The organism is Rhodococcus indonesiensis (assembly GCF_047782815.1).
Lineage (GTDB): Bacteria > Actinomycetota > Actinomycetes > Mycobacteriales > Mycobacteriaceae > Rhodococcus > Rhodococcus indonesiensis.
The window spans coordinates 3,707,158-3,731,712 of the sequence record NZ_CP180630.1 but is presented as its reverse complement, the minus strand read 5'-3'; the positions used below and the strand labels follow the sequence as shown (position 1 = coordinate 3,731,712).

Genomic DNA, 24,555 nt, shown 5'->3' with positions numbered 1-24,555 from the left:
ACTCATGGCAATTCGTAAGTACAAGCCGACAACCCCGGGTCGGCGTGGCGCGAGTGTCTCGGACTTCGCCGAGATCACCCGCTCGACGCCCGAGAAGTCGCTGGTTCGCCCGCTGCACGGCCGCGGTGGCCGCAACGCGCACGGCCGCATCACCACCCGGCACAAGGGTGGCGGACACAAGCGTGCCTACCGCCTGATCGACTTCCGCCGCAACGACAAGGACGGCATCCCGGCCAAGGTCGCTCACATCGAGTACGACCCCAACCGCACCGCCCGCATCGCCCTGCTGCACTACGTGGACGGCGAGAAGCGCTACATCATCGCCCCCAAGGGCCTGGTGCAGGGTGCTCCGGTCGAGTCCGGCCCGCAGGCCGACATCAAGCCCGGCAACAACCTGCCGCTGCGCAACATCCCGACCGGTACCACCATCCACGCGGTGGAACTGCGTCCGGGCGGCGGCGCCAAGATGGCCCGTTCCGCCGGCGCCAGCATCCAGCTGCTCGGTAAGGAAGGCACTTACGCCACCCTGCGTATGCCCTCCGGTGAGATCCGCCGCGTCGACGTGCGCTGCCGCGCCACCGTCGGCGAGGTCGGCAACGCCGAGCAGTCGAACATCAACTGGGGCAAGGCCGGCCGCATGCGCTGGAAGGGCAAGCGCCCGACCGTCCGTGGTGTGGTCATGAACCCGGTCGACCACCCGCACGGCGGTGGTGAGGGCAAGACCTCCGGTGGTCGCCACCCGGTCAGCCCGTGGGGCAAGCCCGAGGGCCGCACCCGCAAGAACAAGGCGTCCGACAAGCTCATCGTCCGTCGTCGCCGTACCGGCAAGAAGCGCTAGTCAAGGAGGGAGTTAGAGAATGCCACGCAGCCTCAAGAAGGGCCCGTTCGTCGACGACCACCTCCTGGCGAAGGTCGATACGCAGAACGAAAAGGGCACCAAGCAGGTCATCAAGACCTGGTCGCGCCGTTCCACCATTCTGCCCGACTTCATCGGTCACACGTTCGCCGTCCACGACGGTCGCAAGCACGTGCCGGTGTTCGTCTCGGAGTCGATGGTCGGCCACAAGCTCGGCGAGTTCGCGCCGACCCGTACGTTCAAGGGCCACATCAAGGACGACCGGAAGAGCAAGCGTCGATGAGCACTGAAACCACAAACAAGAGCGCTCGGGCTGTTGCGCGCCACGTGCGTGTGACCCCGATGAAGGCGCGTCGCGTCGTCGACATCGTCCGGGGCAAGACCGTGGACGAGGCTCTGTCGATCCTGAAGTTCGCGCCGCAGTCCGCGGCCGAGCCGGTCGCCAAGGTGATCGCGAGCGCCGCCGCGAACGCGCAGAACAACCTGGACCTCGACCCGAGCACGCTCGTCGTCGCCACGGCGTACGTCGACGAGGGCGCGACCCTCAAGCGGTTCCAGCCGCGTGCCCAGGGCCGTGCATTCCGCATCCGCAAGCGGACGAGCCACATCACCGTGATCGTCGAGAGCAAGGCGCCTGCGTCTGCTGGAAACCGTAACCGCCGGAAGGGAGCTCAGTAGTGGGCCAGAAGATCAACCCGCACGGCTTCCGTCTGGGCATCACCACCGACTGGAAGTCGCGCTGGTACGCCGACAAGCAGTACGCGGAGTACGTGAAGGAAGACGTCGCGATCCGCAAGTTCCTGGCCACCGGCCTCGAACGGGCCGGCATCGCCAAGGTCGAGATCGAGCGCACCCGTGACCGTGTGCGTGTGGACATCCACACCGCGCGTCCGGGCATCGTCATCGGCCGCCGCGGCGCCGAGGCCGATCGCATCCGCGCCGAGCTCGAGAAGCTGACCGGCAAGCAGGTTCAGCTGAACATCCTCGAGGTCAAGAACGCCGAGTCCGAGGCCCAGCTGGTGGCGCAGGGCGTCGCCGAGCAGCTCTCGAACCGTGTGGCGTTCCGTCGCGCGATGCGCAAGGCCATCCAGTCGGCCATGCGTCAGCCCAACGTCAAGGGCATCCGGGTGCAGTGCTCGGGCCGCCTCGGCGGCGCCGAGATGTCCCGCTCGGAGTTCTACCGTGAAGGCCGCGTCCCGCTGCACACGCTGCGTGCGGACATCGACTACGGCCTGTACGAGGCGAAGACCACCTTCGGCCGCATCGGCGTGAAGGTCTGGATCTACAAGGGCGACATCGTCGGTGGCCGTCGTGAGCTGGCCGCTGCGGCCGCCGCCCCGGCCGACCGTCCCCGTCGCGAGCGTCCGAGCCGTCCCCGTCGTTCCGGTGCCTCGGGCACCACCGCGACGAGCACCGACGCCGGCCGCGCCGCCTCCGCCGATGCACCCGCTCCGACCGAGAATCAGGAGGGCTGACGCATGTTGATCCCACGGCGGGTCAAGCACCGCAAGCAGCACCACCCGAGCCGCTCGGGTGCCGCCAAGGGTGGGACCCAGGTGACCTTCGGTGACTACGGCATCCAGGCTCTCGAGCCGGCCTACATCACCAACCGGCAGATCGAGTCCGCTCGTATCGCCATGACCCGGCACATCAAGCGTGGCGGCAAGATCTGGATCAACATCTTCCCGGATCGCCCCCTCACCAAGAAGCCTGCCGAGACCCGCATGGGTTCCGGTAAGGGTTCGCCCGAGTGGTGGGTCGCGAACATCAAGCCCGGACGGGTGATGTTCGAGATGAGCTACCCGAACGAGGAGATTGCCCGCGAAGCCCTCCGGCGCGCGATGCACAAGCTCCCGTGCAAGTGCAGGATCGTGACGAGGGAGGAGCAGTTCTGATGGCTACCGGAACCCCCGCCACAGAGCTCCGCGAGCTGACCGAGGAAGAGCTGGTCACCAAGCTCCGCGAGGCGAAGGAAGAGCTGTTCAACCTTCGTTTCCAGATGGCCACCGGCCAGCTGGACAACAACCGCCGGCTGCGCGTCGTGCGCAACGAGATCGCCCGCATCTACACGGTGCTGCGTGAGCGCGAGCTCGGCCTGGCCTCCGGCCCGGATGCGGGTGACGCGGCATGAGTGAGGAAAAGGCAGTGACCCAGAAGGAAGAGCGCGGCAGCCGCAAGGTCCGCATCGGCTACGTCGTCTCCGACAAGATGGAGAAGACGATCGTGGTCGAGCTCGAGGACCGGGTGAAGCACCCGCTGTACGGCAAGATCATCCGCCGTACCACCAAGGTGAAGGCACACGACGAGAACGGCGTGGCCGGCATCGGCGACCGCGTGCAGCTGATGGAGACCCGTCCGCTGTCCGCGACCAAGCGGTGGCGTCTGGTCGAGGTGCTCGAGAAGGCCAAGTAAGCCCTCTTTCGCATCGTCGACGACGATCGAGTACGGCACCCACATCGCTCGCCTCGCGCGCGGTGTGGGTGCCGTCGGTCTTTCCGGGGGCGCCCTCGGACGACACGCCCGGGTCCGGGGTAGGGAGCGACCTCACAGTTCGCGGATTTGCCCTGCATGAGGTATATCGCCTACCCTGGACGGGTTGCCTCACGGGACCCGTGTGTCTTGCGCGCGTGCGCCGTGGGCGACCGACGACCGCGTGCGTCCAGGTCGGAAATCTGACGCACACACCAATCCAGGTCAAGGAGAAGTAAGTGATCCAGCAGGAGTCGCGACTGCGCGTCGCCGACAACACGGGTGCCAAGGAGATCCTCTGCATCCGCGTTCTCGGTGGCTCGTCCCGTCGCTACGCCGGTATCGGTGACATCATCGTCGCCACCGTGAAGGACGCGATCCCCGGTGGCAACGTCAAGCGCGGCGACGTCGTCAAGGCCGTGATCGTGCGCACCGCCAAGGAGCGCCGCCGGCCGGACGGCTCGTACATCAAGTTCGACGAGAACGCCGCCGTCATCATCAAGGGTGACAACGACCCGCGTGGCACCCGCATCTTCGGCCCCGTCGGCCGCGAGCTGCGCGACAAGCGGTTCATGAAGATCGTCTCGCTCGCTCCGGAGGTGCTGTGATGAAGGTGCACAAGGGCGACACCGTGCTCGTCATCTCGGGCAAGGACAAGGGTGCCAAGGGCAAGGTCATCGCGGCCTACCCGAAGGAGAACCGGGTCCTCGTCGAGGGCGTGAACCGAATCAAGAAGCACACGGCGGTCTCGGCCAACGAGCGCGGCGCCTCTTCCGGGGGCATCGTGACGCAGGAGGCCCCGATCCACGTTTCCAACGTTGCGGTCGTCGACTCGGACGGCAACCCCACCCGCGTGGGCTACCGGACCGACGAGGAAACCGGCAAGCGCGTTCGGATTTCCCGGAAGAACGGGAAGGACATCTGACATGACCACCACCGAGAACAAGACCACACCGCGTCTGAAGACCCGGTACCGCGAGGAGATCCGCGACGCGCTGAACGCGGAGTTCGACTACGCGAACGTCATGCAGATCCCCGGCGTCGTGAAGGTCGTCGTCAACATGGGTGTCGGTGACGCCGCCCGCGACGCGAAGCTGATCAACGGCGCGGTCGCCGACCTGGCTCTGATCACCGGTCAGAAGCCGGAGATCCGCAAGGCCCGCAAGTCGATCGCCCAGTTCAAGCTGCGTGAGGGCATGCCGATCGGCGCGCGCGTCACGCTGCGCGGCGACCGCATGTGGGAGTTCCTGGACCGCCTGGTCTCCATCGCGCTGCCCCGTATCCGGGACTTCCGCGGCCTCAACGGCAACCAGTTCGACGGCAACGGCAACTACACGTTCGGCCTGAACGAGCAGTCGATGTTCCACGAGATCGACGTGGACAAGATCGACCGCCCGCGCGGCATGGACATCACCGTCGTCACGACCGCCACCAACAACGAAGAAGGCCGTGCCCTGCTCAAGCACCTCGGCTTCCCGTTCAAGGAGAACTGAGCCCATGGCTAAGAAGGCACTGGTCAACAAGGCCAACAAGAAGCCGAAGTTCGCGGTGCGCGCCTACACCCGCTGCCAGCGCTGCGGGCGCCCCCACTCGGTCTTCCGCAAGTTCGGACTCTGCCGCATCTGCCTGCGTGACATGGCACACCGCGGTCAGCTTCCGGGAGTTCACAAGAGCTCCTGGTGACGTGAACGGTGGGCGACCGCACGGTCGTCCACCGTCACTCCTGTCAGGGGCCGGTCGCAACCGCGTCCGGTCCGCATGAAACCAAGTTCGTCGTAGGCCCACGGCCGGTCCGCGCCGGCGACACGTTCGTCGCCGCTGCCGGTGTTGCATGGGAACCGCAACGAGAAAGGTGAACAGGTCAGCCATGACCATGACCGACCCCATCGCAGACTTCTTGACGCGTCTGCGTAACGCCAACACGGCGTACCACGACGAGGTGAAGCTTCCCCACTCGAAGATCAAGGCGAACATCGCCGAGATCCTCAAGCGTGAGGGCTACATCGCCGACTTCCGCACCGAGGATGCCGAGGTGGGCAAGACCCTCGTCGTCAACCTCAAGTACGGCCCGTCCCGTGAGCGCAGCCTCGCCGGTGTGCGCCGCGTGTCGAAGCCCGGCCTGCGCGTGTACGCGAAATCCACCAACCTGCCCAAGGTCCTGGGCGGCCTCGGCGTGGCGATCATCTCCACGTCCTCCGGCCTGCTCACCGATCGCCAGGCGGCCAAGCAGGGAGTGGGCGGGGAAGTCCTCGCCTACGTCTGGTAAGGGAGGCCACCACAATGTCGCGTATTGGAAAGCTTCCGGTCACCGTCCCGTCGGGCGTCGAGGTGACCATCGACGGCCAGGACGTCGCAGTGAAGGGCCCCAAGGGCAACCTCTCGCTGACCATCGCCGAGCCGATCACCATCGCCAAGGGTGACGACGGCGCGCTCAACGTGAGCCGTCCGAACGACGAGCGTCGCAGCCGCGCGCTGCACGGTCTGTCGCGCACGCTCGTGCAGAACCTCATCGTGGGTGTCACCGAGGGGTACACCACGAAGATGGAGATCCACGGCGTCGGCTACCGCGTCGCGCTCAAGGGCAAGGACCTCGAGTTCTCGCTCGGCTACAGCCACCCGGTCCCGATCGAGGCCCCCGAGGGCATCACGTTCGCGGTCGAGTCGCCGACGAAGTTCTCGATCTCGGGCATCGACAAGCAGAAGGTCGGCCAGATCGCGGCCAACATCCGCCGGCTGCGCAAGTCCGACCCGTACAAGGGCAAGGGCATCCGCTACGAGGGCGAGCAGGTGCGCCGCAAGGTCGGAAAGACGGGTAAGTGATCATGAGCCAGACCGAGAACCAGAAGGCCAAGCGGATTCCGCTCGGCAAGGACGCGTCCACCCGGCGTCGGCTGTCGAAGCAGCGTCGGCACTTCCGTCTGCGCAAGAAGGTCGCCGGCACCGCCGAGCGTCCCCGTCTCGTCGTGAACCGGTCCTCGCGCCACATTCACGCCCAGCTGGTCGACGACCTGACGGGCACCACCCTGGCGGCGGCCTCGACCGTCGAGCCGGACGTGCGTGCGCTCGAGGGCGACAAGAAGGCGCGCGGCGCCAAGGTCGGCCAGCTGATCGCCGAGCGGGCCAAGGCTGCCGGCGTGGAGGCTGTGGTCTTCGACCGTGGCGGCCACACCTACAGCGGCCGGATCGCGGCCCTCGCAGACGCGGCTCGCGAAAGCGGGTTGAAGTTCTGATGACCATCTCTTCGAACGGAAGGAACGCCTGATGCCGGGACGTCAGCGGCGTGACGGCGGCAACGGCCCCGCCGGACAGAATGGCCCCAACACCGGGGACCAGCGTGGTGGTCGCGACCGCCGCGATCGCGACTCGCGCGGCGGCGGTGCCGCCGAGAAGTCGAACTACATCGAGCGTGTCGTCTCGATCAACCGTGTGTCGAAGGTCGTCAAGGGCGGCCGTCGCTTCAGCTTCACCGCACTGGTGATCGTGGGCGACGGCAACGGCCTGGTCGGCGTCGGCTACGGCAAGGCCAAGGAAGTTCCCGCGGCCATCCAGAAGGGTGTCGAGGAGGCTCGCAAGGGCTTCTTCCGCGTCCCGCTCATCGGCTCCACGATCACGCACCCGGTGCAGGGTGAGGCCGCGGCCGGCGTCGTCATGCTGCGCCCCGCCTCGCCGGGTACCGGTGTGATCGCCGGTGGTGCGGTGCGTGCCGTGCTCGAATGCGCGGGCATCCACGACATCCTGTCGAAGTCGCTCGGCAGCGACAACGCCATCAACGTCGTGCACGCCACCGTGGCCGCCCTCAAGCAGCTGCAGCGCCCCGAGGAAGTCGCGGCTCGCCGCGGTCTGGCCCTCGAGGACGTCGCACCTGCGGGCATGCTGCGCGCCCGGGCACAGGCCGCTGGGAGCGTGAAGTAATGGCAGAGCTGAAGATCACTCAGGTCAAGAGCACCATCGGCACCAAGTCGAACCAGCGCGACAGCCTGCGCACCCTCGGTCTGCGGAAGATCCGCCAGTCCGTGGTCCGCGAGGACAATGCGCAGAACCGCGGCTTGATCAACGTGGTGCGTCACCTCGTCGTTGTCGAGGAAGTCACTGCTGAGGAGGCCTCCAAGTGACAATCAAGCTGCACCACCTGCGCCCGGCTCCGGGCGCGAAGACGGACAAGACCCGCGTCGGACGCGGTGAGGGTTCGAAGGGCAAGACCGCCGGTCGCGGTACGAAGGGCACCAAGGCGCGCAAGAACGTCTCGGCGGCCTTCGAGGGTGGCCAGATGCCGCTGCACATGCGGCTGCCGAAGCTCAAGGGCTTCAAGAACGCCTTCCGCACCGAGTACCAGGTCGTCAACGTCGGCGACATCGCCCGTCTCTTCCCCGAGGGTGGACAGGTCGGCGTCGACGAGCTCGTCGCCAAGGGCGCGGTTCGCAAGAACCAGCTCGTGAAGGTCCTCGGCGAGGGCGAGCTCACGGTGGCCGTGCAGGTGACCGCGAACAAGTTCTCCGGCTCCGCCAAGGAGAAGATCACCGCTGCCGGCGGCACCGCGACCGAACTGGCCTGACCGGTTCGCTCGTGCGTGACGCACAGCACACGAACGGCCGCACTGCAGCACGTGTTGCAGTGCGGCCGTTCGGCGTTCCCGCCCTGCCGGACACCGCACGGCGGCATCCTGTCGCCGCGGGGACGAGCAGCCCCGACCCGGCGCCACGGCACCGGTTCCGGGCGCGCTGCTAGAGTTCAAGAGTTGTCGACCGTCGGACCCCGCGCGTCGATCCACAGTCTCCCGTTTCGCCCTGCCAGGAGGATCTTTGCTTTCCGCCTTCGTCTCGGCCCTCAGGACCCCGGACCTGAGGCGGAAGATCCTCGTCGCGCTCGGGTTGGTGGCCCTGTACCGCCTCGGCGCGACGCTGCCGTCTCCGGGCGTCGACTACGGCAACGTGCGTGCCTGCATCGATCAGCTCAGCGGCGGGGACTCCGCCGGGATCTACTCGCTGATCAACCTGTTCTCCGGCGGCGCCCTGTTGCAGCTGTCGGTGTTCGCGATCGGCATCATGCCGTTCATCACCGCAAGCATCATCGTGCAGCTGCTGACGGTGGTCATTCCGCGCTTCGAGGAGTTGCGCAAGGAAGGCCAGGCGGGGCAGGCCAAGATGACGCAGTACACGCGCTACCTCGCGGTGGCGCTCGCCGTGCTGCAGTCCACCGGCATCGTCGCCCTCGCGGCGCGCGGGCAGCTGTTGCAGGGCTGTTCCGAACCGATCCTCGCCGACGACAGCATCTTCGGCATGGTCGTGATCGTGCTGGTCATGACGGCCGGTGCGGCGCTCGTCATGTGGTTCGGTGAGCTCATCACCGAGCGCGGCGTCGGCAACGGCATGTCGATCCTGATCTTCGCCGGCATCGCCTCGCGGCTGCCGTCCGAGGGCCGCACCATCCTCGAGTCCCGCGGCGGGCTGGTCTTCACGATCGTCCTCGTCGTCGCGCTGGTGGTCATCACCGGCGTGGTGTTCGTCGAGCAGGGCCAGCGCCGGATCCCGGTGCAGTACGCCAAGCGCATGGTGGGCCGGCGCATGTACGGCGGGTCTTCGACGTACCTGCCGTTGAAGGTGAACCAGGCCGGCATCATCCCGGTGATCTTCGCGTCGTCGCTGCTGTACCTGCCGAACCTCATCGCCCAGCTGACCGGAGCCACCTCGGCCACCGATCCGAGCTGGTGGCAGCGGATCATCAACGAGTACCTGGTGAATCCGAACAACCCGGTCTACATCGCGATCTACTTCGGGCTGATCGTCTTCTTCGTCTTCTTCTACGTCGCCATCACCTTCAATCCGGAGGAACGGGCCGACGAGATGAAGAAGTACGGCGGCTTCATCCCGGGCATCCGGCCGGGACGCCCGACCGCCGAGTACCTCAGCTACGTCCTCAACCGCATCACGGTGCCAGGTTCGCTGTACCTGGGTCTCATCGCGACGCTGCCCAACTTCTTCCTCTCGGGCAGCCAGACCGCCACCAGCATCTTCGGTGGCGCCGCGGTGCTCATTCTCGTCAGTGTCGCGCTGGACACTGTCAAGCAGATCGAAAGTCAACTCATGCAGCGCAACTACGAAGGGTTCCTCAAGTGAGACTTGTACTCCTCGGTCCGCCCGGTGCCGGCAAGGGCACGCAGGCCGCCATCCTGTCGGAGAAGCTCGGCGTCCCCGCGATCTCCACCGGGGATCTGTTCCGGGCCAACATCGGGCAGGGCACCCCGCTCGGTGTCGAAGCCAAGAAGTACATCGACGCCGGCGAGCTCGTGCCCGCCGAGATCACCAACAACATGGTGCGCGCCCGTCTCGCCGAGCCCGACGCGGTCGACGGCTTCCTGCTCGACGGCTTCCCCCGGAGCGTGGAACAGGCTCGTGAACTCGAGTCCATCCTGAAGGACCTGGACACGAAGCTCGACGGCGTTCTCTCCTTCGACATCGACGAGGACGTCGTGGTCGAGCGGATGCTCGCCCGCGGCCGCGCCGACGACACCGAGGACGTCATCCGCAATCGGCTCCGGGTGTACCGCGAGGAGACGGCGCCGCTGCTCGACTACTACGCCGACGCGCTCGTCACGGTCGATGCCGTCGGCGAGGTCGACGAGATCAACGCCCGCGCCCTCGCGGCCCTCGGCAAGTAAGGACGCAGGAGCAAGACGATGGGTTTCGGGCGCAAGCGCAAGGTGGTTCCGTTCCGCACCGCCGGTGAACTCGATGCGATGGCGGCGGCGGGCGCTGTGGTCGGGGCCGCACTCGTGGCGGTCCGCGAGGCGGCGAAGCCGGGCGTGAGCACCCTGGAACTGGACCAGGTGGCGGAGGCGGTCATCCGTGACGCGGGGGCCGTCCCCTCCTTCCTGGGCTACCACGGGTTCACCGGCTCGATCTGCTCGTCGGTGAACGACCGCGTGGTGCACGGAATCCCCTCGGCGACGGAGATCCTCGCCGAGGGCGATCTCGTGTCGATCGACTGCGGCGCGATCCTCGACGGCTGGCACGGCGACTCGGCGTGGACTTTCGGCGTCGGGGAACTCGCCGCCGCCGACGTCGATCTCAGCGATGCGACACGGCTGTCGATGGAGGCGGGCATCGCGGCGATGCTGCCGGACAACCGGCTCACCGACGTCTCGCACGCCATCGAGACCGGCACCCGCGAGGCCGAACGGTTGCACGGCCGGCGCTACGGCATCGTCGACGGATACGGCGGGCACGCCATCGGCCGCGAGATGCACATGGATCCGTTCCTGCCGAACGAGGGCGAGCCCGGGAAGGGCCCGCGCCTCGTGGTGGGATCCGTGCTCGCCATCGAACCGATGCTGACGCTCGGTACCTACGAGACCGAGGTGCTCGACGACAAGTGGACCGTCGTCACGACCGACGGCAGCCGCGCCGCGCACTGGGAGCACACCGTCGCGGTGACCGAGGACGGTCCCCGCATCCTCACCCTGCGCCCGGAGTAGTGCGGCGGTGGTGGCGAGCGAATGTCTCGCTCGCTGCCCGACGAGCCGAACGAGACATTCGCTCGGGTCGCAGACCCCGGTTCACACCTCGACCAGGAGAGTGACCGGGCCGTCGTTCACCAGGCTCACCTCCATGTGCTCCCCGAAGACGCCGGTCTGCGGGTCGGCGCCCAGCTCCCGCAGAGCCGACGCGAACTCGTCCACCAGCGGTTCGGCCACGGCGCGCGGTGCGGCGGCCGACCACGACGGGCGCCGGCTCTTGCGCGTGTCGGCCATGAGCGTGAACTGGCTGACCACGAGGATCGGGGCCGCCAGATCGGACGCCGACTTCTCGTCCTCGAGGATCCGCATCGTCCACACCTTCCGGGCCAGCGTCGCGGCCTTGGCCGCGTCGTCGTCGTGGGTCACGCCGACGAGCACGAGCAGGCCGTGACCGCCGACCGGGGGTGAGATCCGGGCGACCTCGCGGCCGTCGACCGCGACGGCGGCACCCGTCACCCGCTGAACCAACGCCCGCACGGCTGTCCTCCTGTATGTCGGCATTTGGCCCTGGTGGGAAAGTTCCCGTAACATAGATCGATGGTGCGCCCTGCGCGCCGGTCTGCGGGTGTCCGCAGTCCGGGCACGCCGAGCGTCACGGTAACGGACACCGATGCAACCACACGCCGAACAACACGGATCGCGGAGGATATGGCCAAGAAAGACGGAGCCATCGAGGTCGAGGGTCGAGTGATCGAGCCGCTGCCCAATGCGATGTTTCGCATTGAGCTCGAGAACGGTCACAAGGTCCTGGCTCACATCAGCGGCAAGATGCGTCAGCACTACATTCGCATCCTGCCCGAGGACCGGGTTGTCGTAGAGCTCTCGCCCTACGACCTGTCGCGTGGGCGCATCGTCTACCGCTACAAGTAAGAGCTTCCCCGGCCGCACGGTCGGGGAGAACCATGTCTGCAGCATGCCTCGTGCTCTGCCGCAGGCGTACACACAGGAGATCAGACGCACCGTGAAGGTTCAGCCGAGCGTCAAGAAGATCTGCGAGAAGTGCAAGGTGATCCGCCGTAACGGCCGGGTCATGGTGATCTGCGAGAACCTGCGCCACAAGCAGCGCCAGGGCTAGACCACCCGCTCTTCGACAGATCGGCTTGGCAACAAGCTAGAGAAGACCTTCCAGTACCAGTCGTTCGGTCACGATTCCCGATTCGTCGGGGAGCCGCGCGATACACCCCCGGTTCGGAGGCCGGGGCCCCACTGTGTTTCGGACTACCGGCGTTCCGGCTTCGGCCGGGCCGCGGGACCACACAGTTTCACGACGCAGGGGACGGGCTGGGAGCAGACCTCCGCACACCGAATAGGAATGCCACATGGCACGTCTCGCAGGTGTCGATCTTCCCCGCGAAAAGCGGATGGAGATCGCACTGACCTACATCTACGGCATCGGCCGTACCCGCTCGAAGGAGATCCTCGAGGCCACCGGCGTGAGCCCGGATCTGCGCAGCAAGGACCTCTCCGACGAGGATCTCGCCAAGCTGCGCGAGTTCATCGAGGAGACCTACAAGGTCGAGGGTGACCTCCGCCGCGAGGTCCAGGCGGACATCCGTCGCAAGATCGAGATCGGCTGCTACCAGGGCCTGCGACACCGTCGTGGTCTGCCCGTGCGTGGACAGCGCACCAAGACCAACGCCCGCACCCGTAAGGGTCCGAAGCGCACCGTCGCAGGAAAGAAGAAGTAATGCCTCCCAAGTCACGCAGCACCGGTCCCAAGAAGACCCAGAAGGCGCGCCGCAGGGACAAGAAGAACGTCCCGCACGGTGCCGCTCACATCAAGAGCACCTTCAACAACACGATCGTGTCCATCACGGACCCGAACGGCAACGTCATCTCCTGGGCGTCCTCCGGCCACGTCGGCTTCAAGGGTTCGCGCAAGTCGACCCCGTTCGCCGCGCAGCTCGCCGCCGAGAACGCTGCCCGCAAGGCGCAGGAGCACGGTGTCAAGAAGGTCGACGTCTTCGTGAAGGGCCCGGGCTCGGGCCGCGAGACGGCGATCCGTTCCCTCCAGGCCGCGGGCCTCGAGGTCGGCACCATCTCCGACGTCACCCCCCAGCCGCACAACGGCTGCCGTCCGCCCAAGCGGCGTCGCGTCTAACGGGAAAGGAAGGTTTGAATCATGGCTCGCTATACCGGTCCCGTTACCCGTAAGTCGCGTCGTCTGCGCGTCGACCTCGTCGGAGGCGACCAGGCGTTCGAGCGTCGCCCCTACCCGCCCGGCCAGCACGGCCGCGCGCGGATCAAGGAGAGCGAATACCTGCTCCAGCTGCAGGAGAAGCAGAAGGCCCGCTTCTCCTACGGCGTGATGGAAAAGCAGTTCCGTCGCTACTACGAGGAGGCCGCCGGCCGCCCCGGCAAGACCGGTGAGGTCCTGCTGACCATCCTCGAGTCGCGTCTGGACAACGTCGTCTACCGCGCCGGTCTCGCCCGGACCCGCCGTCAGGCCCGCCAGCTGGTGAGCCACGGCCACTTCCTGGTGAACGGCAAGAAGGTCGACATCCCCAGCTACCGCGTCTCGCAGTACGACATCATCGACGTCCGCGAGAAGTCGCTGGGCACGCTGCCCTTCCAGGTGGCCCGTGAGACCCAGGGCGATCGTCCGATCCCGGGTTGGCTGCAGGTCGTCGGCCCGCGTCTGCGGGTGCTGGTCCACCAGCTCCCCGAGCGCGCGCAGATCGACATCCCGCTGCAGGAACAGCTGATCGTCGAGTACTACTCGAAGTAAGGCGCTTCGCGCCGTGGTGTCCTTCCGGTCCTCCCGAGGTCCGGGGGGACACCACATCCCGACCAGGGCGTCATATGGCGGACGCCCACAAGGAGGCACTCCATGCTCATCTCGCAGCGACCCACCCTCAGCGAAGAGGTCATCGCCGACAACCGCTCGAAGTTCGTCATCGAACCCCTCGAGCCGGGCTTCGGGTACACCCTCGGCAACTCGCTTCGTCGCACCCTGCTGTCCTCGATTCCGGGCGCGGCCGTCACCAGCATTCGCATCGACGGCGTGCTCCACGAGTTCACCACGGTTCCCGGGGTCAAGGAGGATGTCACCGACATCATCCTGAACCTCAAGGGCCTCGTGGTCAGCTCGGAAGAGGACGAGCCGGTCACCATGTACGTCCGCAAGCAGGGCCCCGGCACCGTGACCGCGGGCGACATCGTGCCCCCGGCCGGTGTCACCGTCCACAACCCGGACCTGCACATCGCCACCCTGAACGACAAGGGCAAGCTGGAGATCGAGCTCGTCGTCGAGCGCGGCCGCGGCTACGTCCCTGCCGTCCAGAACAAGGCGTCCGGCGCCGAGATCGGCCGCATCCCGGTCGATTCGATCTACTCGCCGGTGCTCAAGGTGACCTACAAGGTGGAGGCGACCCGCGTCGAGCAGCGCACCGACTTCGATCGGTTGATTCTCGACGTGGAGACCAAGAACTCGATCACCGCGCGGGACGCGCTCGCTTCGGCGGGCAAGACCCTGGTGGAGCTCTTCGGTCTGGCTCGTGAGCTGAACGTCGAAGCAGAAGGCATCGAGATCGGTCCCTCGCCCGCCGAGGCCGACCACATCGCCTCCTTCGGACTCCCCATCGAGGATCTCGACCTGACGGTCCGGTCCTACAACTGCCTCAAGCGCGAGGGTGTGCACACCGTCGGTGAGCTCGTGGCACGCACGGAGTCCGACCTGCTCGACATCCGCAACTTCGGTCAGAAGTCCATCGACGAGGTGAAGGTCAAGCTGCACTCGCTCGGCCTCTCCCTCAAGGACAGCCCCGCGTCCTTCGACCCGAGCACCGTCGCCGGCTACGACGCCGCGACCGGTACCTGGAGCGATACGGACGCCGGTTCCTTCGGCGACGCCGAGGGGAACGAGGACTACGCCGAGACCGAGCAGCTGTAGCAGCTCACGGTCCGTTACTAGGAGATTCATCATGCCCAAGCCCAAGAAGGGTGCCCGCTTCGGCGGGTCGGCCTCGCACCAGAAGGCGCTGCTGGCCAACCTGGCCACTGCGCTCTTCGAGCACGGCCGCATCACCACCACCGAGGCCAAGGCCAAGGCCCTGCGGCCCTACGCCGAGAAGCTCGTCACGCACGCGAAGGCCGGCACGCTGGCCAACCGTCGTGAGGTGCTGAAGGTCATCCGCAACAAGGACGTCGTCCACACGCTGTTCGCGGAGATCGGCCCGTTCTACGAGGACCGCAACGGCGGCTACACCCGCATCGTCAAGACGATGCCGCGCAAGGGTGACAACGCTCCCATGGCGATCATCGAGCTCGTCAAGGAGAAGACCGTCACCTCCGAGGCCGACCGCGCCCGTCGCGTCGCCGCCTCGCAGAGCGCGCCGGCCACCGAGGCCCCGGCCGAGGAGAACGTCGTCGAAGCCGTCGAGGCCGACGCCTCCGACGCGCAGGTCGAGAACGCGGACGCCGTCGTCGACGCGATCGAGGACGAGACCGCCACCGCGGCCGACGCCAAGGACGCCGACGAGGCCAAGAAGGACTAGTCCACTTGGTTTCGGCATCCGCTGAAGCGAACGAGCCCGTCGCCCCGAACCGGGGCGGCGGGCCCGTTGCTTTCGAGAACCCGTCCGCCGCGGGGGACAGCACCCGGCTGCGGCTCGACATCGCCTACGACGGCACCGACTTCTCCGGCTGGGCACGGCAACCCGGACGACGGACGGTGTGCGGGGAGATCGAAGAGAAACTCGGGGCGGTCGTGCGCGCACCGGTCCAGCTCACGGTCGCCGGGCGGACCGATGCCGGGGTGCATGCGTCCGGTCAGGTCGCGCACGTCGACGTCCCCGCCGCTGCCCTTCCGGACGACCTCGCCCGTCTGGTGCGACGGCTCGCGCGGTTCCTGCCGCGCGACGTCCGCGTCACCGGCATCTCCGTCGCCCCGCCGCACTTCGACGCCCGTTTCTCGGCGGTCCGCCGGCACTACGAGTACCGGCTCACCACCGCCGTCTACGGCGCCGAGCCGCTGCGGGCCCGCGACACCGTCGCCTGGCCCAAGCCGGTGGACGTCGACGCGATGCGTGCCGCGTCGCGGTCGCTGCTGGGCCTGCACGACTTCGCGGCGTTCTGCAAGCGGCGCGAGGGCGCGACGACGGTCCGCGAACTGCAACGCTTCGACTGGACGAGCACGGGGGACATCCTGACCGCGCACGTGAGCGCAGACGCGTTCTGCTGGTCGATGGTGCGCAGCCTCGTCGGGGCGGCGCTCGCAGTAGGGGAGGGGCGGCGCAGTGTCGAGTGGATGACCGCGCTGCTCGACGAACGGCAGCGCGCCGCGGCCGTGGCCGTGGCTCCGGCGCACGGACTCAGCCTCGTCGGCGTCGACTATCCCCCCGACGGCGAACTCGCGGCGCGCAACGCGGCCACCCGCGAGCTGCGCGGCCCCATCGGGCCCGGCTGCTGCTGACCCGCGGCCTTCCGGTGATATGTGCCTTCCGGTGATATGTTCCGACGAGCACCTCCCCCGGCCGGCCCGGCCGGGGGATCGGCATGTGAGAGGGAGGCGCAGTGCTCGACATGCCCGCGATCCGGCGACGCGGCGCGACGATCGCGGCGGCGCTGTTCGCCGCGGCGTCGCTGCTGACGGCGCCGGCGGCCGCCGAGCCGGCTCCGGCCGGGGCCTACGTCGATCACGTGGAGGAGCGGACCGCGCGCGACTGGGTGCTGCACGTGTACTCGCCGTCCATGGACCGGGTGATCCCGGTCGAGGTGATCCGGCCCGCCGACACTTCCGTTGCCCGGCCCACCTTCTACCTGCTCAACGGCGCCGGCGGGGGTGAAGACGCCGCGAACTGGCGGGAGCAGACGGACGTCCGCGAGTTCTTCGACGGCAGGAACGTCAACGTCGTCACCCCGGTGGGCGGCGCCTTCTCGTACTACACGGACTGGGTGCGTGACGACCCGAAGCTCGGCCGGCACCGATGGGCGACGTTCCTGACGTCGGAACTGCCGCCGGTCGTGGACGCGGCACTGGGCGCCGACGGTCGCAACGCCGTCGCGGGAATGTCGATGTCGGGCAGTTCGGTGCTGGCTCTCGCGCAGCAGGCGCCGGGACTGTACGAGGCGGTGGCGTCCTACAGCGGGTGCGCTCAGACGAGCAGCGATCCGGGACGCAGCTACGTCGAGGCCGTCGTCACGATCGGGGGCGGCGACGTCGAGAACATGTGGGGCCCGATCGGTGGCCCGGGGTGGATGGCCAACGACGCGGCGCTGAACGCGGAGAAGCTGCGCGGCACGACGCTGTACATCTCCTCCGGCGGTGGCCTGCCGGGCCCGCACGAGGCGGCCCTGGGTGGGCAGGTGGATCCGGTCGACCTGCTCGTCCTCGGATCCATCGAGGCGGCCACGGCACAGTGCACCGAACGGCTGCGACGGACCTTCGACGAACTCGGGATCGAGGCGACCTTCAGCACAGCGGTGGAGGGCACGCATTCGTGGGGCTATTGGCAGGACGCGCTGCACGAGTCCTGGCCGATCCTCGAGGAGGCGATCGGCGCGTAGCGCGGTCAGGTCGTGACCATCCGGAGCAGCGCCGCCGCCGCGCGGAACGGCAGCGACAGCAGTCTCAGGAACAGGATCCCCAGTTCGGCAAGGGTTGCCACGACGTCCGCGGCATCGGCCGCCCGCTCCAGTCGGTTCGCGGCCCTGCGGCCCCGCCTGCGCTGTCTGTTCACCGGCGCACGGTAGCAGGCTCGCAGAATCTGACAGGAAGATGTTTCAGATTCCGCGGCGCGAGCTATCCGGGCAGTGTCGGGGCGCGCACGCCGCCGGGGAGGACGGCGACGCGCCCCGACACCTCTGCCGGTCAGCCGGCCAGGTGCCGGGCGATGACCAACCGCTGGATCTGGTTCGTCCCCTCGAAGATCTGCGTGATCTTCGCGTCCCGCATGAACCGCTCGACGGGAAAGTCCCGGGTGTAGCCGTAGCCGCCGAGTACCTGCACGGCGTCGGTGGTCACCTTCATTGCCGCGTCGGTCGCGACGAGCTTGGCGACCGACGCCTGCCGCGAGTAGGGCAGACCGGCATCCTTGCGGCGCGCGGCGTCGATGTAGGTGGCGCGGGCCGAGTCCACCGCCGCGGCCATGTCGGCGAGGACGAATCCGAGGCCCTGATGATCGATGATCTTCTTGCCGAACGCCTTGCGCTCCTTGGCGTACGCGGTGGCCTCGTCGAGCGCGGCCTGCGCGAGGCCCACCGCGACGGCCGCGATCCCGAGGCGACCCGAATCGAGCGCGCTGAACGCGATCGGCAGACCCTGGCCCTCGGCGCCGATACGGCGCTCCTCGGGTACGAACGCGTCGTCGTAGTGGGCGGTCGTGGTGGGGATGGCATGCAGGCCCATCTTCTCCTCGGGCTTGCCGAAGCTGAGACCTTCGGTCCCGGCGGGCACGAGGAAGCAGGAGATGCCCTTCGAGCCGGCGTCGGAGGTCCGGGCGAACAGCGTGTAGAAGTCCGCCTTGCCGCCGTTGGTGATCCACGCCTTCGACCCGGAGATCCGGTAGCCGCCGTCCACGGCTGTCGCGCGGCAGGCCAGGGCCGCGGCATCGGACCCGGCCTGCGGCTCGGACAGGCTGTAGGCGCCGATCGTCTCGCCGCCGAGCATGTCCGGCAACCACCTGGCCTTCTGCTCCTCGGTGCCGTGGGTGGCCAGCGCGAAGCACGACAGGCCGTGCACGCTCACGGCGACGGCGACGGCCGCCCAGCGGGCGCCGAGTTCCTCGAGCACCTGCAGGTACACCTCGTACGGCTGATTCCCGCCACCGAACTCCTCCGGGTACGGCAGGCTCAGCAGGCCGGCCGCCCCGAGGGCGGGGAACACGCCTTCGGGGAACGTCTCGTTGCGCTCGTGTTCGACGACCCGCGGCGCGAGAACCTTGTCCGCGACGTCGCGGGTCAGCTCGATGAGGTCGTAGGCCTCGGGGGTGGGCAGCAGGCGCTCGACGGGCACGGTGACTCCTCGCTCAGAAAATAGTACTGAGAACGATACTGCAGTACTATTCATAGTATGACAAGAGCGGGAACCCGGCGCGGTACGGCGCGGCAGGCGCAACTGTTCGACCAGCTCGTCGCGCTGTTCCTCGCCGAGGGCTTCGCCCGCTTCACCCTCGACGACATCGCCGCCCGCCTGCACTGTTCCAAGTCGACCCTGTACGCCCTCGCCGAGAGCAAGGACCGCCTTGTCCGGGCCGCCACCGTGCACTTCTTCCGCGGCGCGACCGAGCGTGTCGAATCCGAGCTCGAGGGCCGCAGCGGCGCCGTCGACCGCATCCGCGGCTATCTCGAGGCTGTCGGCCGGCAACTCGAACCCGCCTCCGCGCAGTTCATGGAGGACATGGCTGCCGCCCCCGCCGCCCGTGAGGTCTACGAACGCAACACCCGGCTCGCCGCCGAACGCGTCCGCGACCTCATCGTCGCCGGAGTCGCCACCGGCGAACTGCGCGACGTGCACGCCGCGTTCGTCGCCGACGTCGTCGCCGCCGTCATGGTCCGCATCCAGCAGCGCCACGTCGCCGAGGCCACCGGCCTGCCGGACGCCCAGGCCTACCGCGAACTCGCCGCCCTGCTCACCCACGGCCTCACCGCCTGACCCGCCTACCATCGGCCCATGGACGCCGAAGCCCCGATTCGTCTCGAGATCGTCGTCGCCAGCGTGCGGGCCGGGCGGATCGCGCCCGTCGTCGCCGACTGGTTCGCCGCGGCCGCGCGGCAACGCCCCGAGTTCGACGTCGGCGTGCTCGACCTTGCCGACACCCCGCTGCCGCAGGATCTTTCCGGCGGCCGCGAGGCCGAGGCGTTCACCCGGCGCATCGGTGCGGCCGATGCGTTCGCGGTCGTCACCTCCGAGTACAACCACGGCTATCCGGCCGCCCTGAAGACCGCCCTCGACACCGTCAAACACGAATGGCGCACCAAGCCCGTCGGATTCGTCTCCTACGGCGGGCTCTCCGGCGGTCTGCGCGCGGTCGAACAACTCCGGCAGGTCGTCGTCGAGGTGCACATGGTCCCCGTACGCGAATCGGTCAGTTTCCACCGCGTCAAGCACGCCTTCGCCGCAGACGGCACCACCACCGACGGCGCCGCGGCCGATGCGGCCCAGCGGATGCTGAACCAGCTCGCGTGGTGGGCGCGGACCGTGCGCGCCGGGCAGGCCGCCGACCCCTACCCCGGCTGAGGAGCCCGGCTGCGCCCACCCGCCCGCGGACGACCGATGAACGCGGCTTCGGCGCCCACACTCACCAGCGACAACGACATCCGGCGGCCCCCTGTCGTGAGCACCACCCGATCCCCGGCCGCGCCGGGTTGCAGGATCGACACGTCCGGGCGCTCACGCGGCCACCGGTCCGGATCCGCATGCACGTGGATCGCGGTCGTCCCGGCGGGAACCGTCGCCGGGACCACGCCGTCGTACACGATCGTGTCGACACCCCGGTCGTCGCCGAGCCGCAACCGGTCCGGACCCGCCGCGGCGAGCAGGGGACGCCAGGCCGAGGCGCGATCGGTGTGGATCGCCACCCGGGCGCCGATCGCGACGGACCGGAACACCAGCTGCTGCGCCAGGTACAGCTCCCCGGCGACATACACGGATCGCACTCCCGGGCCGGTCACGCGGGCAGACACGGCCGCCCCGGACTCGTCCGCCCCGATCACCTGTCCGCATCCCGTCACCGGCAGGGTGAGGGCGTCGACGTCGCCGAGCTGCACGGTGCGCAGGGGAACCAGATCCTCGAGCCCGGCCGCGGCCGTCGGGGTCGACGCCAGCAGCCCGTCCAGTTCGCGACTCCACAGCCGTCGAGTGCCCGGCATCCGGCGGCTGGGCTCGGGGGAGCGGCTCGTTCCGCGCACCACTGCCCCCATTCGCACGGTTCCGGGCTCGGTACCGGGCCGCAGGCGTACCGTGATCGTCGCCGACGACAGCGGCTCCGACCAGAGGTGGGTCAAGGTCGTCCGGTCGAGGCGCCCAGGTTCGACGACGGCGGCGCGACTGAGACCGCCGGGAAGCCGTACCGCGTCGCGATCCTCCTCGAGCAGCAGCGGATCCGCGCCCCCGGTGACGGACTCCACCGCCCGGGTGATCTCTCCCGCGTCGAGGATCCGTGCGGCGTGGCGCTGTTCTGCCAGCGCGCGCACGACCCGGCGCGCCGCGATGCGCACGGCGCGTGCCGCGCCCTCGGACCCGCCGCCCCGGCGCGCCACCGCGGCCGGGCAGGCGAGGGCGTCGAACCGCAGCGCGAGCCACACCGTGCGGGTCGCGGCGGCGGGCAGCGGACCGACCAGGCTCCCGTACGCCTCGCCGGCCGCGGTCTCGTCGCACACCCGGCTGCCGTGCACGACGACGTCGATCCCGTCGAGTTCGACGTCGTGCCGCGAGAGGCACGCGGCGATCGCCGCCAGCGGAAGCCGGCGCAGTGGATCTGCCCGATCGCGTGTCAGCCGGGTGAGGTCCCCACCCGCCGGCACCAGCTCCACCACCGCGACGACGGCCGAGCCGTCCCAGCACACCCCGACGGCCGAGCCGTCCCAGCACACCCCGACCGGCCCGTCGCCGGCCGCTGCGACGTCGACGATCACCGGGGCGGTCCGGATCGGACGGTTCCGGAATCGCCACCATTCCCGCCACCAGTCGACGGCGTCGCGTCCCCGGACCGGAACCACCACTGCCACCGCGGCCAGTGCCGCCGCGAGCACCAAAGCGGGAGGCGGTGCTCCGGCAGCCACCGCAGTCGTCCACCCGGCCACCGCCGCACACTGCGCACGCACCACCCCGGCCGCGGAGCGGCGCCGTGGCCGCCGGAAAATCCCATCCTGCACGACGATTCCCCCGTTCCCACCGAGCGACGGCCCGGTGCCCCCGACGTTCCCCGGCGGAACTGTACTGTGTTGCGGCGGAGGGGGCGTCGTACGGGGGAGGATCGATGGGAGCGCAGCCGACCACGCGCTGGCAGGTCAACGGCTACCGATTTCTGGTGCGCCGCATGGAACATGCACTGGTGCGGCGGGACGTGCGGATGATTCACGACCCGATGCGGTCGCAGTCGCGCGCTCTGGCGGTGGGTGCCGTCCTCGCCTGCGTCGGACTCGCGGGTTGCGCCGCACTCGCCCTGTTCCGCCCGCAGGACAAGATCGGCGACGCGACGATCGTGGTCGGTCGCGAATCCGGCACGATGCTGGTCGCGATCGACGGCACCTTCCATCCGGTGCTCAACCTGGCCTCCGCCCGCCTGGTGCTCGGGCGGCCCGACGAGCCCACCGTCGTCGCCGACGGGGAATTCGAAACGCGCCCACGAGGTTCCCTCGTCGGCATTCCGGGTGCGCCGTCCGCGCTGGCACACGTCGCGGAGCCGTTGTCGTGGACGGTGTGCGAGACCGTGGCCACCGACGGAAGCCGCTCGGTCACCACGAGTGTCGCCGCCGGGACGCCGGCCTACGGTGACCGCACGCGACCGCTCACCGACGACGAAGCCCTGCTCGTCGCGGCCGACGGCAGGCACCATCTGGTGTACCGCGGATCCCGGGCCGAAGTCGATCTCTCGGACCGGGCGCTCACCCGCGTCCTCGGCATCGATGCCGGCATGGCGCGTCCCGTCGGTCCGGCCCTGCTCGCCGCCATCCCGGAGGTGCCGCGGCTCGAGGCTCCGCGGATCCCCGGCGCCGGCGGCGAGCCCGGCTATCCGATCGGTTCGCTGACCGTCGGGTCGGTGGTCCGCGTCGCAGTGCCGGACGGGAAGAAGTTCTACGTCGTGCTGCGCGACGGAGTGCAGGAGGTCTCCGAGGCCACGGCGCAGATCGTCCACTTCACCGATTCGCAGGGCGCCGCGGAGATCCCGGCCGTCCCACCGGATCTGCTGCGGGACGCTCCGGCCGTGCGCGGTCTCGACGTGGACACTTTCCCCACGACCGTGCCCACGGTCGTCGATGCGGGCGACCGCCCCGTCGGATGCCTGACGTGGACACCGGAGGCCGGCGCGGACGGAGGATCGCGGTCCGCCGTCGAGGTGTCGGCAGGCTCCGCGCTGCCGCTACCCGAGGGTGCGGTGCCGGTGTCCCTGGCCCAGGCGGACGGCGGCGGGCCCGAGGCCGACAGCGCGTACCTCGCTCCCGGCCGGGGCGCGTTCGTGCAGACCACCTCCGTCGCGCCGGACAGCGCGCGGCGCGGCGCCCTCTTCTACGTCGCCGACACCGGCGTGCGGTACGGCATCGTCGACGCGGACGCCGCGACCGCCCTGGGATTCTCCGAACCGGTGCCCGCGCCGTGGCAGATCGTCGAACTGTTCGCGCCGGGTCCGGCGCTCGGGCGGGCGGAGGCGCTCGTCGCTCACGACGGCGTCGCACCCGATCCGGACCCGGCGCCGGTCGGCGCCGGCAGCTGACGTCGGCGTCGCAGCGCCGCTGTCGCTCCCACGATCGCGAGCACCACGATCGCCGCGACGACCGCGACATTCCTGGGCCGCTGATCCGTCAAAGCCGGTGGCGCCGGAGGTGCGACAGCCACCGAGGCCGCCACCGGTGGACGCGCTTCCGCCGGCGGGGCGGTCACCGCCGCGAACGGGTCGATCACGCCGTGGCCCACCCGCGGATTCCAGCCCTCGGCCGGCCCGTGCGCCGTGGCCTCGATCCGCATCGCGACGGCGCGGGCATCGAGATGCGGAAATCGTGCCCGTACCAGCGCGACGGTTGCGGACACGAGCGGCGCCGCGAAACTCGTGCCCGCCACCGGAGTCGGGCCCTGAGCACCTGGGTAGGCGTCGACGAGGGCATCCGCGGTGGGATGCAGGGAGACTACCCCGCTGCCGGGCGCGGCGACGTCCACCCACGGTCCCGGCAGACTGAAGCTCGACGGTGAGCCGTCCGGCTCGACCGAGCCGACCGTGAGTACGTAGTCGTCGTACCAGGCCGGCGAGGCCACGGTCGTGACCGCGCGCCACGGATCCGCTCCCGGGCGGAGCGGATCGAGTCCGTGCGGGTTCGACCCTCGGCAGCGATCCTCCACATTCCCGGCGGCAGCGACGACGACGACGTCCTTCACCTCCGTTGCGTACCGCACCGCCGCTCCGAGTTCGGGGTCGTCGATGCCCTCTGCGGCCGGCGCGCAGGCGACCTCGGAGATGTTGATGACGGTGGCACCGCGGTCCGCCGCGTGGCGCACCGCCATCGCCATCGTGCGCACGTTGCCGTAGCCGGGCGACGTGCGCGCATCCTGGTCGTCGGCATCCGGCCGGTGCGCCGAGAAGTGGCGGCTGGACTGGCGCACGGCGAGGATCCGCGCGTCCGGGGCGCCGCCGGCGAACCCCGACCCGGCGACCGGCCGGGCCGCAACGAGTCCCGCCACCAGCGTTCCGTGGGCGTCGCAGTCCTGCGTCCCGTCGCCCGAGGACACGTAGTCCCCACCGGGGACCAGCCCGGGCAGCCTGGCGTTCCGGCCCACTCCGGTGTCGATCACCGCCACGAGCTGGCCCGCGCCGCGCGTCAACGGCCACACAGTCGGAAAATCGAGGAGGCGCTGCGGTTCCGGGATCGTGGCGGTGTCGTCGACGATGTCGACGGTGGTGCACGGCGAACGTTGCGCGGTGTCGTCGACGGGTCCGGGTGCTGCGGGAGGAGGCAGGCTCCCGGCATCGACGGGCGGAGGTTCCGCCCCGGCGAACGGGACCGTGCCGAAGGACGAGGTCGTCAGCACCAGGGCGACGAGGAAGAGGCGTGCCCCGCGGGCCAC

37 protein-coding genes are annotated in these 24,555 nt (G+C 69.1%); 32 read left to right on the top strand and 5 right to left on the bottom strand.

What is annotated here, in order from left to right:
- Positions 1-4: 4 nt before the first annotated feature.
- The 20 genes from rplB to map all read left to right on the top strand — a co-directional run bounded on the left by rplB (position 5) and on the right by map (position 10,796).
- The gene (rplB, locus tag ACM26Y_RS17340) at positions 5-838 is read left to right on the top strand and encodes a 50S ribosomal protein L2 (protein WP_003938089.1); all 834 of its coding nucleotides are present in this window, start codon (positions 5-7) and stop codon (positions 836-838) included.
- Between the two features lie 19 nt (positions 839-857).
- The gene (rpsS, locus tag ACM26Y_RS17335; protein ID WP_003938088.1) at positions 858-1,139 is read left to right on the top strand and encodes a 30S ribosomal protein S19; all 282 of its coding nucleotides are present in this window, start codon (positions 858-860) and stop codon (positions 1,137-1,139) included.
- Positions 1,136-1,534 (top strand): 50S ribosomal protein L22, encoded by a 399-nt coding sequence (gene rplV, locus ACM26Y_RS17330; protein ID WP_026137933.1) that lies wholly within the window; start codon positions 1,136-1,138, stop codon positions 1,532-1,534. Before rpsS ends, rplV begins: the two co-directional genes overlap by 4 nt.
- The gene (gene rpsC / locus ACM26Y_RS17325; RefSeq protein WP_003938086.1) at positions 1,534-2,331 is read left to right on the top strand and encodes a 30S ribosomal protein S3; all 798 of its coding nucleotides are present in this window, start codon (positions 1,534-1,536) and stop codon (positions 2,329-2,331) included. Before rplV ends, rpsC begins: the two co-directional genes overlap by 1 nt.
- A gap of 3 nt (positions 2,332-2,334) precedes the next feature.
- Positions 2,335-2,751, top strand: coding sequence for a 50S ribosomal protein L16 (gene rplP / locus ACM26Y_RS17320; RefSeq protein ID WP_003938085.1), 417 nt, complete (start codon positions 2,335-2,337; stop codon positions 2,749-2,751).
- Complete coding sequence (gene rpmC / locus ACM26Y_RS17315) at positions 2,751-2,987, top strand: 50S ribosomal protein L29 (protein ID WP_003938084.1); 237 nt, start codon at positions 2,751-2,753, stop codon at positions 2,985-2,987. The genes rplP and rpmC overlap by 1 nt, the downstream gene beginning before the upstream one ends.
- Positions 2,984-3,268, top strand: a complete 285-nt coding sequence (gene rpsQ, locus ACM26Y_RS17310; protein ID WP_040783378.1) for a 30S ribosomal protein S17 — start codon at positions 2,984-2,986, stop codon at positions 3,266-3,268. The genes rpmC and rpsQ overlap by 4 nt, the downstream gene beginning before the upstream one ends.
- Before the next feature lie 296 nt (positions 3,269-3,564).
- The gene (gene rplN, locus ACM26Y_RS17305; protein WP_003938082.1) at positions 3,565-3,933 is read left to right on the top strand and encodes a 50S ribosomal protein L14; all 369 of its coding nucleotides are present in this window, start codon (positions 3,565-3,567) and stop codon (positions 3,931-3,933) included.
- Positions 3,933-4,250 (top strand): 50S ribosomal protein L24, encoded by a 318-nt coding sequence (gene rplX, locus ACM26Y_RS17300; RefSeq protein ID WP_003938081.1) that lies wholly within the window; start codon positions 3,933-3,935, stop codon positions 4,248-4,250. Before rplN ends, rplX begins: the two co-directional genes overlap by 1 nt.
- Before the next feature lies 1 nt (position 4,251).
- Entirely contained in the window at positions 4,252-4,818 is a 567-nt protein-coding gene (gene rplE / locus ACM26Y_RS17295; protein WP_003938080.1) for a 50S ribosomal protein L5, read from the top strand.
- Between the two features lie 4 nt (positions 4,819-4,822).
- Complete coding sequence (locus ACM26Y_RS17290; RefSeq protein ID WP_003938079.1) at positions 4,823-5,008, top strand: type Z 30S ribosomal protein S14; 186 nt, start codon at positions 4,823-4,825, stop codon at positions 5,006-5,008.
- A 184-nt stretch (positions 5,009-5,192) separates the two neighbouring features.
- Positions 5,193-5,591 carry a 30S ribosomal protein S8 gene (gene rpsH / locus ACM26Y_RS17285; RefSeq protein WP_003938078.1) on the top strand — a complete coding sequence of 133 codons (399 nt, stop codon included), beginning with the start codon at positions 5,193-5,195 and terminating at the stop codon, positions 5,589-5,591.
- Between the two features lie 14 nt (positions 5,592-5,605).
- Positions 5,606-6,145, top strand: coding sequence for a 50S ribosomal protein L6 (gene rplF, locus ACM26Y_RS17280; protein ID WP_003938077.1), 540 nt, complete (start codon positions 5,606-5,608; stop codon positions 6,143-6,145).
- A 2-nt stretch (positions 6,146-6,147) separates the two neighbouring features.
- On the top strand, positions 6,148-6,555 hold the full coding sequence (gene rplR / locus ACM26Y_RS17275; RefSeq protein ID WP_054371930.1) for a 50S ribosomal protein L18: 408 nt from the start codon (positions 6,148-6,150) through the stop codon (positions 6,553-6,555).
- A 31-nt stretch (positions 6,556-6,586) separates the two neighbouring features.
- Positions 6,587-7,237 (top strand): 30S ribosomal protein S5, encoded by a 651-nt coding sequence (rpsE, locus tag ACM26Y_RS17270; RefSeq protein WP_003938075.1) that lies wholly within the window; start codon positions 6,587-6,589, stop codon positions 7,235-7,237.
- A complete protein-coding gene (gene rpmD / locus ACM26Y_RS17265; RefSeq protein ID WP_003938074.1) occupies positions 7,237-7,437 on the top strand; it encodes a 50S ribosomal protein L30 in 201 nt (66 codons plus the stop codon). Before rpsE ends, rpmD begins: the two co-directional genes overlap by 1 nt.
- The gene (rplO, locus tag ACM26Y_RS17260) at positions 7,434-7,877 is read left to right on the top strand and encodes a 50S ribosomal protein L15 (RefSeq protein ID WP_003938073.1); all 444 of its coding nucleotides are present in this window, start codon (positions 7,434-7,436) and stop codon (positions 7,875-7,877) included. The genes rpmD and rplO overlap by 4 nt, the downstream gene beginning before the upstream one ends.
- A 247-nt stretch (positions 7,878-8,124) precedes the next feature.
- On the top strand, positions 8,125-9,438 hold the full coding sequence (secY, locus tag ACM26Y_RS17255) for a preprotein translocase subunit SecY (RefSeq protein WP_003938072.1): 1,314 nt from the start codon (positions 8,125-8,127) through the stop codon (positions 9,436-9,438).
- Positions 9,435-9,980, top strand: coding sequence for an adenylate kinase (locus ACM26Y_RS17250; RefSeq protein ID WP_003938071.1), 546 nt, complete (start codon positions 9,435-9,437; stop codon positions 9,978-9,980). Before secY ends, ACM26Y_RS17250 begins: the two co-directional genes overlap by 4 nt.
- An 18-nt stretch (positions 9,981-9,998) precedes the next feature.
- The gene (gene map, locus ACM26Y_RS17245; protein ID WP_003938070.1) at positions 9,999-10,796 is read left to right on the top strand and encodes a type I methionyl aminopeptidase; all 798 of its coding nucleotides are present in this window, start codon (positions 9,999-10,001) and stop codon (positions 10,794-10,796) included.
- A gap of 81 nt (positions 10,797-10,877) precedes the next feature.
- Here the strand turns inward: map and dtd are convergent, their stop codons facing one another.
- Positions 10,878-11,315 carry a D-aminoacyl-tRNA deacylase gene (gene dtd / locus ACM26Y_RS17240; protein WP_416061451.1) on the bottom strand — a complete coding sequence of 146 codons (438 nt, stop codon included), beginning with the start codon at positions 11,313-11,315 and terminating at the stop codon, positions 10,878-10,880.
- A 171-nt stretch (positions 11,316-11,486) separates the two neighbouring features.
- Here dtd and infA point away from each other — a divergent pair, with 171 nt between their 5' ends.
- From infA to ACM26Y_RS17195, 9 genes are all read left to right on the top strand, one after another.
- Complete coding sequence (infA, locus tag ACM26Y_RS17235) at positions 11,487-11,708, top strand: translation initiation factor IF-1 (protein WP_003886926.1); 222 nt, start codon at positions 11,487-11,489, stop codon at positions 11,706-11,708.
- A 91-nt stretch (positions 11,709-11,799) separates the two neighbouring features.
- A complete protein-coding gene (gene rpmJ / locus ACM26Y_RS17230) occupies positions 11,800-11,913 on the top strand; it encodes a 50S ribosomal protein L36 (protein ID WP_003938068.1) in 114 nt (37 codons plus the stop codon).
- Positions 11,914-12,157: 244 nt separating this feature from the next.
- Positions 12,158-12,526, top strand: a complete 369-nt coding sequence (gene rpsM / locus ACM26Y_RS17225; RefSeq protein WP_003938067.1) for a 30S ribosomal protein S13 — start codon at positions 12,158-12,160, stop codon at positions 12,524-12,526.
- On the top strand, positions 12,526-12,939 hold the full coding sequence (gene rpsK / locus ACM26Y_RS17220; RefSeq protein WP_003938066.1) for a 30S ribosomal protein S11: 414 nt from the start codon (positions 12,526-12,528) through the stop codon (positions 12,937-12,939). Before rpsM ends, rpsK begins: the two co-directional genes overlap by 1 nt.
- Before the next feature lie 21 nt (positions 12,940-12,960).
- The gene (gene rpsD / locus ACM26Y_RS17215) at positions 12,961-13,566 is read left to right on the top strand and encodes a 30S ribosomal protein S4 (protein WP_003938065.1); all 606 of its coding nucleotides are present in this window, start codon (positions 12,961-12,963) and stop codon (positions 13,564-13,566) included.
- 102 nt (positions 13,567-13,668) lie between these two features.
- Positions 13,669-14,730, top strand: coding sequence for a DNA-directed RNA polymerase subunit alpha (locus ACM26Y_RS17210; RefSeq protein WP_003938064.1), 1,062 nt, complete (start codon positions 13,669-13,671; stop codon positions 14,728-14,730).
- Between the two features lie 31 nt (positions 14,731-14,761).
- The gene (gene rplQ / locus ACM26Y_RS17205) at positions 14,762-15,334 is read left to right on the top strand and encodes a 50S ribosomal protein L17 (protein WP_003938063.1); all 573 of its coding nucleotides are present in this window, start codon (positions 14,762-14,764) and stop codon (positions 15,332-15,334) included.
- A gap of 5 nt (positions 15,335-15,339) precedes the next feature.
- Complete coding sequence (gene truA, locus ACM26Y_RS17200; RefSeq protein ID WP_289379190.1) at positions 15,340-16,251, top strand: tRNA pseudouridine(38-40) synthase TruA; 912 nt, start codon at positions 15,340-15,342, stop codon at positions 16,249-16,251.
- A gap of 101 nt (positions 16,252-16,352) precedes the next feature.
- Positions 16,353-17,345, top strand: a complete 993-nt coding sequence (locus tag ACM26Y_RS17195) for an alpha/beta hydrolase (protein WP_416061450.1) — start codon at positions 16,353-16,355, stop codon at positions 17,343-17,345.
- A 5-nt stretch (positions 17,346-17,350) separates the two neighbouring features.
- Here ACM26Y_RS17195 and ACM26Y_RS17190 read toward each other — a convergent pair whose 3' ends face one another.
- Together ACM26Y_RS17190 and ACM26Y_RS17185 are read right to left on the bottom strand one after the other, a co-directional pair.
- The gene (locus ACM26Y_RS17190) at positions 17,351-17,518 is read right to left on the bottom strand and encodes a hypothetical protein (protein WP_160320120.1); all 168 of its coding nucleotides are present in this window, start codon (positions 17,516-17,518) and stop codon (positions 17,351-17,353) included.
- A gap of 131 nt (positions 17,519-17,649) precedes the next feature.
- A complete protein-coding gene (locus tag ACM26Y_RS17185; RefSeq protein WP_416061449.1) occupies positions 17,650-18,792 on the bottom strand; it encodes an acyl-CoA dehydrogenase family protein in 1,143 nt (380 codons plus the stop codon).
- Positions 18,793-18,849: 57 nt separating this feature from the next.
- Here ACM26Y_RS17185 and ACM26Y_RS17180 point away from each other — a divergent pair, with 57 nt between their 5' ends.
- Positions 18,850-19,431: a TetR/AcrR family transcriptional regulator gene (locus ACM26Y_RS17180; RefSeq protein WP_416061448.1), complete on the top strand. Its 582-nt coding sequence runs from the start codon at positions 18,850-18,852 to the stop codon at positions 19,429-19,431.
- A gap of 18 nt (positions 19,432-19,449) precedes the next feature.
- Positions 19,450-20,016 carry an NADPH-dependent FMN reductase gene (locus tag ACM26Y_RS17175; RefSeq protein ID WP_003938058.1) on the top strand — a complete coding sequence of 189 codons (567 nt, stop codon included), beginning with the start codon at positions 19,450-19,452 and terminating at the stop codon, positions 20,014-20,016.
- On the opposite strand, the gene eccE is transcribed toward ACM26Y_RS17175, so the two are convergent.
- A complete protein-coding gene (gene eccE, locus ACM26Y_RS17170) occupies positions 20,004-21,605 on the bottom strand; it encodes a type VII secretion protein EccE (RefSeq protein WP_416063698.1) in 1,602 nt (533 codons plus the stop codon). The two genes, ACM26Y_RS17175 and eccE, sit on opposite strands and share 13 nt — an antisense overlap.
- Positions 21,606-21,757: 152 nt before the next feature.
- On the opposite strand from eccE, the gene eccB reads away from it, so the two are divergent.
- Positions 21,758-23,212 (top strand): type VII secretion protein EccB, encoded by a 1,455-nt coding sequence (gene eccB, locus ACM26Y_RS17165; protein WP_416061447.1) that lies wholly within the window; start codon positions 21,758-21,760, stop codon positions 23,210-23,212.
- Here eccB and mycP read toward each other — a convergent pair.
- Complete coding sequence (mycP, locus tag ACM26Y_RS17160) at positions 23,158-24,555, bottom strand: type VII secretion-associated serine protease mycosin (RefSeq protein ID WP_416061446.1); 1,398 nt, start codon at positions 24,553-24,555, stop codon at positions 23,158-23,160. The genes eccB and mycP overlap by 55 nt on opposite strands.

Bases quoted from the DNA above. Each gene is read 5' to 3' on its own strand.
- rplB (WP_003938089.1), top strand. From the start codon at position 5: ATGGCAATTCGTAAGTACAAGCCGACAACCCCGGGTCGGCGTGGCGCG.
- rpsS (WP_003938088.1), top strand. From the start codon at position 858: ATGCCACGCAGCCTCAAGAAGGGCCCGTTCGTCGACGACCACCTCCTG.
- rplV (WP_026137933.1), top strand. From the start codon at position 1,136: ATGAGCACTGAAACCACAAACAAGAGCGCTCGGGCTGTTGCGCGCCAC.
- rplP (WP_003938085.1), top strand. From the start codon at position 2,335: ATGTTGATCCCACGGCGGGTCAAGCACCGCAAGCAGCACCACCCGAGC.
- rpmC (WP_003938084.1), top strand. From the start codon at position 2,751: ATGGCTACCGGAACCCCCGCCACAGAGCTCCGCGAGCTGACCGAGGAA.
- rpsQ (WP_040783378.1), top strand. From the start codon at position 2,984: ATGAGTGAGGAAAAGGCAGTGACCCAGAAGGAAGAGCGCGGCAGCCGC.
- rplX (WP_003938081.1), top strand. From the start codon at position 3,933: ATGAAGGTGCACAAGGGCGACACCGTGCTCGTCATCTCGGGCAAGGAC.
- rplE (WP_003938080.1), top strand. From the start codon at position 4,252: ATGACCACCACCGAGAACAAGACCACACCGCGTCTGAAGACCCGGTAC.
- ACM26Y_RS17290 (WP_003938079.1), top strand. From the start codon at position 4,823: ATGGCTAAGAAGGCACTGGTCAACAAGGCCAACAAGAAGCCGAAGTTC.
- rpsH (WP_003938078.1), top strand. From the start codon at position 5,193: ATGACCATGACCGACCCCATCGCAGACTTCTTGACGCGTCTGCGTAAC.
- rplF (WP_003938077.1), top strand. From the start codon at position 5,606: ATGTCGCGTATTGGAAAGCTTCCGGTCACCGTCCCGTCGGGCGTCGAG.
- rplR (WP_054371930.1), top strand. From the start codon at position 6,148: ATGAGCCAGACCGAGAACCAGAAGGCCAAGCGGATTCCGCTCGGCAAG.
- rpsE (WP_003938075.1), top strand. From the start codon at position 6,587: ATGCCGGGACGTCAGCGGCGTGACGGCGGCAACGGCCCCGCCGGACAG.
- rpmD (WP_003938074.1), top strand. From the start codon at position 7,237: ATGGCAGAGCTGAAGATCACTCAGGTCAAGAGCACCATCGGCACCAAG.
- map (WP_003938070.1), top strand. From the start codon at position 9,999: ATGGGTTTCGGGCGCAAGCGCAAGGTGGTTCCGTTCCGCACCGCCGGT.
- infA (WP_003886926.1), top strand. From the start codon at position 11,487: ATGGCCAAGAAAGACGGAGCCATCGAGGTCGAGGGTCGAGTGATCGAG.
- rpsM (WP_003938067.1), top strand. From the start codon at position 12,158: ATGGCACGTCTCGCAGGTGTCGATCTTCCCCGCGAAAAGCGGATGGAG.
- rpsK (WP_003938066.1), top strand. From the start codon at position 12,526: ATGCCTCCCAAGTCACGCAGCACCGGTCCCAAGAAGACCCAGAAGGCG.
- rpsD (WP_003938065.1), top strand. From the start codon at position 12,961: ATGGCTCGCTATACCGGTCCCGTTACCCGTAAGTCGCGTCGTCTGCGC.
- ACM26Y_RS17210 (WP_003938064.1), top strand. From the start codon at position 13,669: ATGCTCATCTCGCAGCGACCCACCCTCAGCGAAGAGGTCATCGCCGAC.
- rplQ (WP_003938063.1), top strand. From the start codon at position 14,762: ATGCCCAAGCCCAAGAAGGGTGCCCGCTTCGGCGGGTCGGCCTCGCAC.
- ACM26Y_RS17180 (WP_416061448.1), top strand. From the start codon at position 18,850: ATGACAAGAGCGGGAACCCGGCGCGGTACGGCGCGGCAGGCGCAACTG.
- ACM26Y_RS17175 (WP_003938058.1), top strand. From the start codon at position 19,450: ATGGACGCCGAAGCCCCGATTCGTCTCGAGATCGTCGTCGCCAGCGTG.
- eccB (WP_416061447.1), top strand. From the start codon at position 21,758: ATGGGAGCGCAGCCGACCACGCGCTGGCAGGTCAACGGCTACCGATTT.